This window comes from Lachnoclostridium sp. An169, from assembly GCF_002160525.1.
In the GTDB taxonomy this organism is placed as follows: domain Bacteria; phylum Bacillota; class Clostridia; order Lachnospirales; family Lachnospiraceae; genus Mediterraneibacter; species Mediterraneibacter cottocaccae.
Window position 1 is genome coordinate 1 of record NZ_NFKT01000060.1, and the last position, 11,406, is coordinate 11,406.

Annotated in this window: 13 protein-coding genes and 1 pseudogene; all 14 read right to left on the bottom strand. The window is 46.1% G+C overall.

Annotation, left to right across the window (positions count from 1 at the left end):
* Positions 1 to 119: 119 nt before the first annotated feature.
* On the bottom strand, positions 120 to 2,006 hold the full coding sequence (locus B5F07_RS21810; protein WP_087163292.1) for a recombinase family protein: 1,887 nt from the start codon (positions 2,004 to 2,006) through the stop codon (positions 120 to 122).
* Positions 2,007 to 2,060: 54 nt separating this feature from the next.
* Positions 2,061 to 2,252, bottom strand: coding sequence for a hypothetical protein (locus tag B5F07_RS21815; protein ID WP_002596259.1), 192 nt, complete (start codon positions 2,250 to 2,252; stop codon positions 2,061 to 2,063).
* Positions 2,253 to 2,322: 70 nt separating this feature from the next.
* The gene (locus tag B5F07_RS21820; RefSeq protein WP_002596258.1) at positions 2,323 to 2,553 is read right to left on the bottom strand and encodes a YdbC family protein; all 231 of its coding nucleotides are present in this window, start codon (positions 2,551 to 2,553) and stop codon (positions 2,323 to 2,325) included.
* Between the two features lie 45 nt (positions 2,554 to 2,598).
* On the bottom strand, positions 2,599 to 3,453 hold the full coding sequence (locus B5F07_RS21825) for a ParB/RepB/Spo0J family partition protein (RefSeq protein ID WP_002596257.1): 855 nt from the start codon (positions 3,451 to 3,453) through the stop codon (positions 2,599 to 2,601).
* An 8-nt stretch (positions 3,454 to 3,461) separates the two neighbouring features.
* Positions 3,462 to 4,427 (bottom strand): MobV family relaxase, encoded by a 966-nt coding sequence (mobV, locus tag B5F07_RS21830; protein ID WP_002596256.1) that lies wholly within the window; start codon positions 4,425 to 4,427, stop codon positions 3,462 to 3,464.
* Positions 4,428 to 4,433: 6 nt separating this feature from the next.
* Positions 4,434 to 4,613 carry a hypothetical protein gene (locus B5F07_RS21835; RefSeq protein ID WP_004613323.1) on the bottom strand — a complete coding sequence of 60 codons (180 nt, stop codon included), beginning with the start codon at positions 4,611 to 4,613 and terminating at the stop codon, positions 4,434 to 4,436.
* Between the two features lie 330 nt (positions 4,614 to 4,943).
* Positions 4,944 to 5,975 carry an AAA family ATPase gene (locus tag B5F07_RS21845; protein WP_002596255.1) on the bottom strand — a complete coding sequence of 344 codons (1,032 nt, stop codon included), beginning with the start codon at positions 5,973 to 5,975 and terminating at the stop codon, positions 4,944 to 4,946.
* A gap of 155 nt (positions 5,976 to 6,130) precedes the next feature.
* On the bottom strand, positions 6,131 to 6,604 hold the full coding sequence (locus tag B5F07_RS21850) for an RNA polymerase sigma factor (RefSeq protein WP_002596254.1): 474 nt from the start codon (positions 6,602 to 6,604) through the stop codon (positions 6,131 to 6,133).
* 76 nt (positions 6,605 to 6,680) lie between these two features.
* Entirely contained in the window at positions 6,681 to 7,112 is a 432-nt protein-coding gene (locus B5F07_RS21855) for a sigma-70 family RNA polymerase sigma factor (RefSeq protein ID WP_087163293.1), read from the bottom strand.
* Positions 7,113 to 7,207: 95 nt separating this feature from the next.
* Positions 7,208 to 7,717, bottom strand: a complete 510-nt coding sequence (locus B5F07_RS21860; protein WP_002596252.1) for a sigma-70 family RNA polymerase sigma factor — start codon at positions 7,715 to 7,717, stop codon at positions 7,208 to 7,210.
* Positions 7,718 to 8,207: 490 nt separating this feature from the next.
* Positions 8,208 to 8,381, bottom strand: coding sequence for a cysteine-rich KTR domain-containing protein (locus B5F07_RS21875; RefSeq protein ID WP_008724758.1), 174 nt, complete (start codon positions 8,379 to 8,381; stop codon positions 8,208 to 8,210).
* A gap of 51 nt (positions 8,382 to 8,432) precedes the next feature.
* The gene (gene tet(O) / locus B5F07_RS21880; RefSeq protein ID WP_002596250.1) at positions 8,433 to 10,352 is read right to left on the bottom strand and encodes a tetracycline resistance ribosomal protection protein Tet(O); all 1,920 of its coding nucleotides are present in this window, start codon (positions 10,350 to 10,352) and stop codon (positions 8,433 to 8,435) included.
* 366 nt (positions 10,353 to 10,718) lie between these two features.
* Positions 10,719 to 11,093 (bottom strand): TnpV protein, encoded by a 375-nt coding sequence (locus B5F07_RS21885; RefSeq protein ID WP_001129922.1) that lies wholly within the window; start codon positions 11,091 to 11,093, stop codon positions 10,719 to 10,721.
* An 11-nt stretch (positions 11,094 to 11,104) separates the two neighbouring features.
* Positions 11,105 to 11,406 (bottom strand): annotated as a pseudogene (locus tag B5F07_RS21890) (IS1182 family transposase); the annotation flags it as partial.

Below are 11,406 nucleotides of genomic sequence, written 5' to 3' on the forward strand. Positions count from 1 at the left end.
TCTTTGTTCCATCGATATAAAGCTCTTTCAGCGTGACTAGCCCTTCCTTTTCCAGACGGCGCATGAACTGATAATTCAATTCGTCCAAAACTTCGCCTGTCAGTTTTTTTCCTTTAAAGTCATAAAAAGCGTCTCTCTGAGGCTTTTCTCAGTCGGTCATTTTTTGCGGACAGTTCAATACATGCCTGTCTGTTTCGCTCCCTGCTCCTGCGTTTGCTCTCGTTTGATTTCTCCCTCTGTATCTTCTTGGCACAAGCAGGACAATACTTCGATATGCCAGAGCGGGGAACATATTCAACACCGCACACCGTACAATTCTTAGGCTTTAACGCAGTCCACCGCTTTGTCGGTGTGATATGTAATTCACCGACAAAGCCGATGAATTTATAATAAATCTTGATTTCCTGCCGCACCATTCCGTCTGTAAGTTTCTCACGTTCCGAAACAAGTATCTTGTCTATAAGTGCGTTTATGATGGTTGCGTCCAGTTCCTTAATGCCTTGATAGTTGCGGATTAGGGAGAGGAAATCACGGACACCCTGCGTCTTCTCATAGCTGTCGCTGAGCGTTTCCGTTACCTCTTTCAGCCTTGCTTCAATTTCAAGCTGTTCTTTCTGGTATTTTCCCGACATCATCTCAAAATTCCGCTCGGTAATACGCTCCATCACCTTATCTTCATAGAGTGAGGAAAACAGCCTGTCCAGTTCTGCAAGGCGTTTGTTCAGTTTTCTTTGCTCCTTTTCCAGTGCCTTTGCCTTGCTCTGGTCTGTTTCCGTGAGCCGCTTTTCAATCGCCCTCACTGCCTTTTCATCATTGACTGCCATATCCGCAAATCGGTTGATGTCGGTGAGGACAGCGTTGAACAAGTCCCTCGCTTCAATGCTGTGTGCGGTACACATGATATTACCGTATCTGCCATAATTATTGCAGGAATATTGTACGCAGTCGATGATGTCGGGGCGTTTCCTCCTGTTGGCACTCATAGCCCGCATCGCATAGCCGCAGTCCGCACACTTAATAACGCCTGCAAAGATGTTCTCAAAGCCGCCCTTGTTTTCTGGTAATCTGCGGCTTGTAATAAGCTGCTGTACGGTATCAAATTCCTCCTGCGTGACTATCCCCTCATGGGTGTCTGGTATCACTTCCCATTCTTCGGGCAGCTTAGAGGGGCGTTTCTTGCTTTTCATGTTGGCGGCAATCCGCTTGTAGCCTGCAAGGTTTCCCGCATATATCGGGCTTCTTAAAATGCCCCTTACGCTGTTCTCGCTCCAAATATAACGGTTCTCCTCATTCTCCTCAAAATACCTCTCATAGCCTGTTGCCCCCTGCTCCGCCGCATAAGCGGCGGGGCGTAAGATATGCTGTTTGTTGATGTGCTTGCGGATTTTGGCGATTCCGTTGCCCGCTAACGCAAGGTCAAATATTTCCCTTACCACATGGGCAACTTTGTCATCTATCAGCAGATGGTTGTGGTCGGCGGGGTCTTTGACGTAACCGTATGGTGCTGTCGTCCCCATGAATTTCCCCTGCTGAAACCTCGCTCGGTACGCCGATTTTATCTTGACCGACACATCGGCGGAATACATTTCGTTTAGGATGTTGCGGAAAGGCGTGATGTCCATAGCGGATTTATTGAGCGTGTCCACGCCGTCATTGACCGCTATATACCTCACATTATGCTCTGGGAAAAACACTTCCAGATACAGTCCGCAATCAAGATAGTTCCTCCCCAGACGAGATAAATCTTTCGTGATAACGCAGTTTATCAGACCGCTTTCAATGTCCTTAATCATGTTCTGGAAACTTGGTCTTTGGAAATTTGTACCAGAGTAACCGTCGTCCACATACGTTTTTGCTAAGTGCCATCCCTGCTTTTTCACATAATCCGTGAGGATGGATTTCTGTGTCGCAATGCTCGCACTCTCGTTATCCGTGCCATCGTCTTTTGACAAGCGGCAGTACATGCCGACTTCATAAATCTTGTTCTCCATTCTTATTCCTGCCATACTGTAAAACCTCCATATCTGTCCTATCTGTTTTCATGTTCCATTGCGTACATTCTAAGCGGACAGCCCCTCATTGTCGAAGGTGTCGCCCTCGGCAATCTTCTTCCGAATATCCTCGGAAATAATCGGGATAAACGCTTCTGTGACTGTCTGCGTGCCGACATATTCACGGCTGATTATCATCTGAACTGGTGCTTTCGGCACGATACGCTTTCTCTTTTTATCTGCTTTCTTATCCTCGCCCATACTTAAATCTTCCTTTCCAGACAGGGCAGGAGAACGTCTGGAAACGCCCCGCCCTGTCAATCAGATACCATCAATCCCCGCTGTTTACTTCTTTCTGTAATGCTTCAAGGAGTGCTGCTGCTTCATCAGCGTTCAACGTGATACCCTTTCCGCACTTCTCACGGTTCGGGGAAAAGCTGCGGATGTCATATTTCGGCTCTCTTCCGTTCCATGAGATAAGATTGATTTCTTTTGTGTAGCCGCTGTCGCCCTTAGACAATACGGCGATTTCCTTTACAATCTCATACTGGATTTCTTTCATTCTTCATACCTCAATTTTCTGCATTTACCTCCCGAAAAGAGAAGATTAGCGGCTGTCCCTGCCCCGTTTCCTCTGCAATTCACGCTCCAAAAGTTTAATGATGGTTTCCTCCATCTGCTTCGGCGTTGTGTTCTTCGGAAAATACTTTTTCAGCTTGCTTGTGTTGATTTTCAAGGTTTCTTTCTGGTTTCCCTTTTCCTCCGTCATAATTGCAAATATCGTATCCATGTCAAGCCGCCCGCTCTGGCTTAGGCTTTTCATCCGCTGTGCCTGTGAGAGTGAGGGCGTTGCTTCTTCGCTCTCCATCGTGGCAAAGAGGTTTTCCTGCTCGTCTTTCTTCAAAAAGGACAGTTCCACCGCAGGCGTGAGGGCGATTTTCCCCTCGTCCACCATCCGCAAAATCGGCGGTATCAGTTCCGTCAAACGGATAAATCTTTGTACGGTCATCCTGCCTACGCCGAAGCCCTGTGCCACCTTGTCGTCCGTCCGCAACTTCGTCACAACTTGTGACGAGGTTAAGTCTGTGCGGAAACCCTGCCGCTTCATGGCTTCGGATTTCATCTTGTAGGCAAACGCCCGCTCTGATGGCAGGATATTCTCACGCTGTAAATTACTGTCTACAAGGGTGATGATGGCTCGGTCACGGTCTAAGGGCAGGACAAACGCAGGCACGGTATTTATCCCTGCAAGTTCAGACGCACGGACACGCCGCTGCCCTGCAATCACTTCATAGCCGTTCCCGTCCTCTTTCGGGCGTGTGATTATCGGCGTGACAATGCCAAATTCCTTGATGCTTTCCGCTAATTCTGACAGCGTTTCATCCTCTGCCACATGAAACGGATTGTCGGGAAACGGGTACAAGTCTTTGGTCTTTAACACCTTAAAATCCTGTTTCTTCATTCACATATCTACCTTTCTTTCGCTCTGCTTTTATGGTTTTTCTGCAATTCTTCCAACACTTCGGGCGGTATCTTTGAGAGCAGCCGCCCCATCTGCTCGTTGGTTCTCTGCAACTCAAATATCTTCTGGTTCGCTTTCTGCACCTTTAGTTCCTGCTCATACTTTTCATCACGCATACGCCCCGCATAGTCTGATTCCTGCCCGATTTGCTCCTTTAGGCTATTGATATAGGCACTCTGCTTACTGATTTCCTTTGAGAATTTCTCCACGTCTGGGAGCCATGCCGCAATCAGTTCCAGAGCCTTGTCACGCTTCTTCCCTGCATTAAAGGCGTTGATGTCGGACAGTGCAGACACAATTTCCTCATACTGTTTATCAAGCCTGCCGCCCAACTTATAGAGCCATGTGGGGACATGTTTCCGCTTCGTTTCCATTGAGGACTGACCTCTTTCAAGCTGATTCCACCGTGAGGACATCCGCTCATGGTAGGCGGTCTGCCATTCGGACAGGCTCTTTTGATTGCCTAAAATTGTTTTGGCAGACAGCTTATTGTCTGGTGTAATCGGCACAAAACAGAGGTGCATATGCGGCGTTCTCTCGTCCATGTGGACGACTGCGGAGAGGATATTTTTCTCCCCGACACGCTCTGAAATGAAATCCAGAGCCATCGTAAAATACGCTTTCTGTTCTTTGGGCGGCAGGCTGTTCATAAATTCTGGCGAAGCCGTGATAAGCGTTTCCACCATCATCACGCTATCTTTCCTCGTCCTGCACCCTGCTTCGGCTACCATGCGGTTAATCTCTTTCTTGTAGGTGTACCTCGGCGGATTCACAAGATGGTAGTTATCTTTCGAGCGTTCCATATCTATATCTGGATTGCTTTTATAGGCTTCTTTTTTACGCTCGTTGTGGCGTTCGCAAGCCGCAACGCCGCCCGCTTTGCGTTTCTGGAAACGCAGGATTGCATAGGGCATAATTCATCATCTTCCTTTCTTCGGCGGGTAAACTGCCCTTTGGGTGACAGCGGTGACGGCGGTGACAGCAGTTTTGGGATACCCCCTACCGACTGCCTCAACTGTCACCCTTATTCCCTGCATGACGGTCATGTCGATGATGACGGTGTTTTTGGAATACCCCCTCGCAAGAGCCGTCACCGTCATGCTGCCATTCTTTTATCCGAAGCGTGGAGCGTAGGATAAGCAGGGCGTAAGACCTGCCATAAGGGAGTCCAGAGGGAACGTCTGGCACACGACTTTGCAGGGCAAAGTGTAGTGTGTTACACCCTGTAAACGCAGTCGGAAAAATCGGAAGGATTTTTCTGACCGCAGGGGTGGTTTTACACGCCGAAAAGGGCGGGTAAATCCTACGCCTGCACTTTGCGTTTACGGGGTGTTCTCCCGCAGGGATGACAGCGGCAGGGTATCCTAAAATCACTGTCACCGCCGTCACCGCTGTCACCCGCAGGGCAGAGTCGCCAGCTTTACACGGCTTTAAGCGTCAATGACAGTAACAGGGGGTATCCCAATATCGCTGTCACCACCGTCACCGCTGTCACCCGCCCGCTTTGCAAGCGAAATCTGCCTGCCGTGTTTTTTGCGGCTGTACTGATAAACGATATGGTTCTCATTTAAAAATGTGGTGCGGTATTCATTGAGCCATTTCGTAATCACCGTGGGTATGGTTTCCGTTTCCCTCATAGCGGCTAACAGCTCCGTTGCCGTGCCTGCCCATTCTTCCTTATCCCTCATAAAATCCACCAACCGAAAAAGGACGTCTGGTATCGTTTCTTTCGCAAGCTGCTCCTGCGTTTTTCTCTCCACAAGTTCCCAACTGCAATCACGGAAACGCAGCGTGTATTCCTGATAGGGCGTGTCCCTGCCCGTCACATACAGCTTGGCGGTGTCGGATGCCCGTTTCTCCTTTTCCAGAACAAAGGTAGCGTCCGCACTCCCCGTTAAGCCTGTCGTCCCAGACACCTTGTTGAACACATCGCTGTCATTCTGCTTTCGGATGTGGTGTACGACAATGACCGCCAATGAATGCCTGTCGGCAAAGTCTTTGATTAGTGAGATGTCCCCATAGTCGCTTGCGTAGGCATTGTCTTTTGAAGCTGTACGGACTTTCTGCAAAGTGTCAATGACAATAAGCCTGCTGTTTGGGTAATCTTTCAGATAATCTTCAAGCTGCACGATAAGACCGTCTGACAGCTTGCAGCTTGCCACGGCAAAGTGAAGCCGCCTGCTCGCTTCGTTCGTCAATCGGAACAGCCTGTCCTGTATACGGCAGAACGTGTCCTCAAGGCAGAGGTAAAGCACGTCGCCCTCCATTGTCGGCATATCCCACAAGGGAAGTCCCTGCGACACGCATAAACATAGCTTCAGCATGAGCCAGCTCTTTCCTATCTTCTGTGAGCCGCAGAACAGCGACAAGCCTGTGGGGATAAGGCTGTCCACCACAAAGGACGGCTTCTCAAGCGGTTCATAAAGGAGCGTTTCGGCGTTGACTGTCTGTAACTTCTGCATGGCTTTCCTCCTTTCGGGCGGTGTTTTTGTTTTCGTTGCACATAGGCGTTGACCTCCTTAAAAATAGATTTACTCCCACGAAGAAAAAGTGAGAGTATGTAATGCCGCCAATCCCACACAAATAAAAAACAGATTTCTTTTTCGGGCGGTGTCGGTCACGGTTGGAGATACTTCCTCATTTCCGCCTTTACTTTCTCCTTTGCAATCGCAACAGATTTCTGTATTGCCGAAGCGGTGCAATGCTCCATAGCGGCGATTTGGTAAAAATTGAACTCATACTCGTAGTAGAGCAGGAAACGCCGCCTTTGTATCTCTGGCAGTCCGTCAACCGCCTTACAGAGCAGTTCTGCCCGTTCTGCCTCAATCATTTGTTCCTCTATGCTCTTAGGCAGCTTCAACGCCCGCCTGTTCAGCGTTTCGTCCCATACTTCCGAAAACTCCCTGTGCCGCTCGTCCCATTGGAGGAGATTCCTGTTCCTGCGTTCCATCTGCCGAAACTCCATAAAGAACTGTTCCGACACTTCCAACTCGTGGGATTTGCCCTGCCCGTCCTTAAAGCTGATAAAATACCTTGTGCCGCTTTCCGTGGATTCCTCCCGAAGCGTGTACGCCTTAACTCTGTATGCCATCCCGCTTGCCTCCTGCAAAAAATAAGTGAGGGGATTTCCATCCCTCACCCAGTAGCCCGCAGGACGGCAGGCTGTTTTAGACGCTATAAAATTTTCGTAGCTTCTTCCGCAGATGGTCTAACCTCGCATAGATGGCACCAGTCGTCAAATGCACGAGCGGGGCAATCTCCTTTGTGGAATACCCCTGCATTTTCAGCAGGACGATTTTCAAGGTACGCCCGTCCACCGCGACTAATACTTGATAGAGATTTTCGCTCTCAATCTCGTCCAGTAACTCCGCAACCGTACCCACTTCCGTCTGCCGCTCCCTGTCTGCCATGTCCTCAAGGTATTCCGCAATGTCATTCGTCCATCGGTAAAACCGCCTGTTGGAATTGAAGTCTGCCCTGTCCGCAATGCATATCTGCTCAATGGTCGCTTCATCAACGCCGCACTCACGCAGCAGCTTTTCCTCCGCTTCTTTCCAGATACGCCATTTCCTGTCCTCCCGTCCGTGGTTATATGCCATGCTTCTTTTCCTCCAATCAGAATTGATTGAGAGGGCAGAGAAAAACCCCCTCATTTTCCCAAAGGAAAAAACAAGGGGGCTGAACGCCTTAAATTTTAATTTTCTATTATCTTTCTTAGTTTTCTTAGGATTCTGGCTTTGCGTTTGTTCACAACGCTCTGGGTTATGCCGAACCTCGCCCCGACTTCACGCTCAGAAAGTCCGTCAAAAAAGATTGCCTGTATCAATTCCTGTTCACTATCCGACAGCAAAGGCAGGGCGGCTTTCAGCCTGTCCACCATAACCGCATTGACAACGGTTTCCGCAATGTCTGCCGCTTCATCAGCGATAAAGTCTAAAGGCTTCCCCTCGCTGTCCGTAAATCCATCCAGAGAAAGCAGGCTGTTCTTCGTATCTAATTTTTTCAGATAACGCCACCGTTCCTTATCTCGGTAGAAGTCCGTGTATTGCTCCCTCACGACTTCAAGCAGACAGCCTTGAATGGGGATAAACAGCTTGTCCATATAGGTCTGGTCGGATTCCCTGCGGCGGCAGAAATCCGTATAGGACAGTTCCACATATCTGCCGCTTTCCTTGATATATACCTTTCTCGGTGCGTATTTCACTGTAAGTACCTCCCATCTGAATTTTTGAAATGTTCAAAATCCAGATGGAGAGGTGGCGAACGACACCTAACACCACTAATAGCCCTATGGCACTTTCCAACAAAAATCGACAAAAGAAAAACCGCAAAGGCTCTATGACCTTTACGGTTATGAGAAATATTAATTCTGTTGTATGGAGATTGTACTTCTACATTCAAGGCAGGAAGTGCCGTTGCATAGGCAGAAATTTTTTTAACTGGTTTCCTGCCGTTCTCTGATATGCTATGTATTGATAAATTTTGCTTCGTATGAGCAGATAGATAACTGCCCGAAAAAAGGACATAAAAAAATCCCTCCAAATTTAAAAACAAATTCAGAGGGTAATTTAGGGTATAACAAAATAACCCACCCGAATATCGTTTTTTTTATTTGGTGAGTTTGTTCTTTCAAATACGAAACAAAAAGAGCCGATGATTCGTGAATTGTTCCACAATTTCATCGGCTCTGCGTCTTAAGCGTCTGGCTCTTTGATGACAGTTATCTTCAAGTTGTCAACTTTAATCAATCTTTCTTGTCTGCATTTTGGACAATAAAGGGGATAATTCTCCAAAACAGTGTCCTTCCTAATTTTATTACGGGTTTTGTTCCCACAAACAGGACACAATATCCATTCGCATTTCATCATAATTAGTCTCTAATCCTTTCAAATCTCATTTTATATGACTTTTGCAAGCTGTTAAGCTAACTTGTGGAACATATGCCGAACCTTATCTATACGGCTATTCGGGCGGCGGGGTTGGCAAATAAATTTACCAATAGCTGGCTGGTATCCTTTTAACTCTGTCAAGCAGACTCCCTGCCCATTTGTGAAATAAGTTAAATCGTTCCTGTATTCTTGAATACATCTAGCAGGGATTTCTCCTTTCAGAATGACCTCGTCATTCTTTATCTGAGTACTTACAATATCTGCACAATACCTTGGAGCATCATGATACGCCCGTGAGAGATATTCCTGCGGTGCATAAATTTCAAAGTGGAGATATGGCTCTAATAGTTCTGTCCCTGCTTTTTTTAAAGCCTGCTCCAATACGATAGGGGAAAGCAGCCGAAAGTCTGCGGGGGTACTTACAGGACTATAATACAATCCATATTCAAAACAGATTTTACAGTCTGTCACTTTCCATCCATACAGCCCCTGCTCGCAGCCATAAAGAACCCCCTCCATAACCGCATTTTGGAACGATTGATTTAAATATCCAAGTGAAACTCTGCTTTCATACTGCACTCCGCTTCCAATAGGGAGCGGCTCTATGGACAACCCGACAGAAGCCCAGAAAGGATTTGGCGGGACTTCTATGTGGATGGTATATTCTGCTTTTCTAAGCGGTCTTTCCATATATATAACAGTAGGCTCTTTTATTTCTGCCTCCACATGATATTTTTCCTCAAGGATGGCACAAATGACTTCCATCTGCACTTTCCCCAAAAAAGAAAGTATAATCTCATGCGTTGTAGTATCCACATAATATTTTAAAAGAGGGTCGCCATCTGAAATTTCTGTAAGTGCCCCAAGCAATATTTCCCGCTGTTCAGATTTCTTTACTGCAATCGTTGTTTGGAGCATAGGGAGAGGATTTTCAATAAATTTTCTCTGCGGCAACAGTATTCCGTTCCCCAAAATACTGTTTAGCTGCAAAACATCATTTGGTAAAATTACAATATCACCAGAGCAGGCTGTATCGGATGAATATAATTCACCGTTTGTCGGAACACACATCTCTGTGATTTTTATTTTCTCTTTTTCAGATATTCTAATAACATCCCTCAAATGCAATGTTCCGCTATATATACGCACATAAACAAAACGCCGCCTTTTCTCTGAATATTCAATCTTAAAAACCTGCCCGCATAGTTCAGATTGACCTTCAGGCGTTGATGAATAAAATTTACTGGCAATCACTTCTATAAGCTGCCGAATCCCCAGATTGTTTTTAGCGCTTCCGTGATAAACGGGAAATAACGTTCCGTTTTGGAATCTCCTGTTTTCTTCCTGTTCCAGTTCTGACATTTTAAACGGTTTCCCTGACATATATTTCTCTAATAGTTCATCGTTTCCCATAATTACCGCATCCCACTGTTCCATATCGTCATTGTCCGTTACATTTATATGGGGATGCTGCCCAACCTTTTGCTTCACTATAATTTCCGAAGAAAGCTTTGCTTTCATTTCTCGATATACCATTGGCAAATCAATCCCCTCTTGGTCAATTTTATTGATGAAAAAAATTGTCGGAATCTTCATTGTCTGTAGTGCATGAAACAGTATACGGGTCTGTGCCTGTATGCCATCCTTTGCAGAAACTAATAATACTGCTCCGTCTAATACGGATAAAGAACGGTATACTTCCGCCAAAAAATCCATATGGCCTGGCGTATCTATAATGTTGACTTTTACATCCTCCCACTGAAAAGATGTCACTGCTGTCTGGATAGTGATTCCCCTTTGACGCTCCAAATTCATTGTATCTGTCCTTGTTGTGCCTTCATCTACGCTCCCTAGTTCTGCAATTGCACCACTGGTATACAATAAACTTTCCGTTAATGTTGTCTTTCCTGCGTCAACGTGAGCCAGAATGCCTAAGTTAATTATTTTCATGTGATTTTCCTCCTATCAACACCCAAAAAAGGGCATAAAAATACCCAGTGATAAATACTCCTATCACTGGGTAAATAACTCCAATAGCCCCAAAACACTTATATGTTTTCGGGCATATAAAATTACATGATAAAAGTATTCTTAAACTGGGTACAAAAAACTAAGCCCCATATTAAAAGTGAAACGAGACTGCTACTTTTTGTTCCCACTATCAAATTGACAGTTTATTTAAGAATACCTTGCCGCATATTTATTAACTCCTTGTATAATACTGAATCTAATTATATTCCTTAACCCTTTATTTGTCAAGCTGACAAACTAAAGCAGAAAAAGCGGCAGGATTTCCCCCTGCCACTAATCATCTGTTTATGCAAAAATAATTTCCTTTTCCACAATCTCCCTCGCACAAGCCCTTATGTTATTGAGGCATCCTGTCCATTCTAAGGCGTTTTCTGCCTTTAGCTGTTCCGTTATGCCCTGTGCCTGTTTCATACCCTCTATGAGCCTTTCAAAGCGTTCCTGTGCCTGTCTGTTGATGTCGGCAAGGTAGGCGTTTAGCCTGCCGCTTGTAAGAAGATTGGTGTATGTAACTTTACGGTACTGTTTTAGATAATCTAAATGCCGTTGCCCCCAGATGCCTATTGCCTGTTCTTCTTCGGCGGGTACAGTTAAGCACGGTATCAAATAATCCCCTTGCCTTTCGTATTTGCCGCCCAGTTCCTCAAATAATGATTTTGCCATTGTCTGTTACCTCCACATTCTTTTTTATTTTGAATGTCCGCAAAATCCGTCCTACATCCTTTGGTCAGCCAGATAAAAGCAAGATCTCTCTGGCATAAGTCTACAATACGGTCAACAGCCCTGACTCCGCGCAATGTTTGCGTAGGTAACAACAGCATACAGCATGATTGGGTTATACCCGGTTCTTCCCTTATCTGAATAGCCGGCCAGCAGGCCCGAAAAATCTAATTCCTCCATCACATTTTTTAGGGTATAGACTGGATCGTCATCAGGTAAACTCAATTCGAAGAAACTGAAGTTAATTTTCTGTTGC

What these genes read in the sequence shown, in the direction of transcription:
- B5F07_RS21815 (WP_002596259.1), bottom strand. Translation starts at nt 2,252, where the DNA reads ATGGGCGAGGATAAGAAAGCAGATAAAAAGAGAAAGCGTATCGTGCCG.
- B5F07_RS21845 (WP_002596255.1), bottom strand. Translation starts at nt 5,975, where the DNA reads ATGCAGAAGTTACAGACAGTCAACGCCGAAACGCTCCTTTATGAACCG.
- B5F07_RS21875 (WP_008724758.1), bottom strand. Translation starts at nt 8,381, where the DNA reads ATGATGAAATGCGAATGGATATTGTGTCCTGTTTGTGGGAACAAAACC.
- B5F07_RS21855 (WP_087163293.1), bottom strand. Translation starts at nt 7,112, where the DNA reads ATGGCATATAACCACGGACGGGAGGACAGGAAATGGCGTATCTGGAAA.
- B5F07_RS21825 (WP_002596257.1), bottom strand. Translation starts at nt 3,453, where the DNA reads ATGAAGAAACAGGATTTTAAGGTGTTAAAGACCAAAGACTTGTACCCG.
- B5F07_RS21850 (WP_002596254.1), bottom strand. Translation starts at nt 6,604, where the DNA reads ATGGCATACAGAGTTAAGGCGTACACGCTTCGGGAGGAATCCACGGAA.
- B5F07_RS21885 (WP_001129922.1), bottom strand. Translation starts at nt 11,093, where the DNA reads ATGGCAAAATCATTATTTGAGGAACTGGGCGGCAAATACGAAAGGCAA.
- B5F07_RS21820 (WP_002596258.1), bottom strand. Translation starts at nt 2,553, where the DNA reads ATGAAAGAAATCCAGTATGAGATTGTAAAGGAAATCGCCGTATTGTCT.
- B5F07_RS21835 (WP_004613323.1), bottom strand. Translation starts at nt 4,613, where the DNA reads ATGACGGTGACGGCTCTTGCGAGGGGGTATTCCAAAAACACCGTCATC.
- B5F07_RS21810 (WP_087163292.1), bottom strand. Translation starts at nt 2,006, where the DNA reads ATGGCAGGAATAAGAATGGAGAACAAGATTTATGAAGTCGGCATGTAC.
- mobV (WP_002596256.1), bottom strand. Translation starts at nt 4,427, where the DNA reads ATGCCCTATGCAATCCTGCGTTTCCAGAAACGCAAAGCGGGCGGCGTT.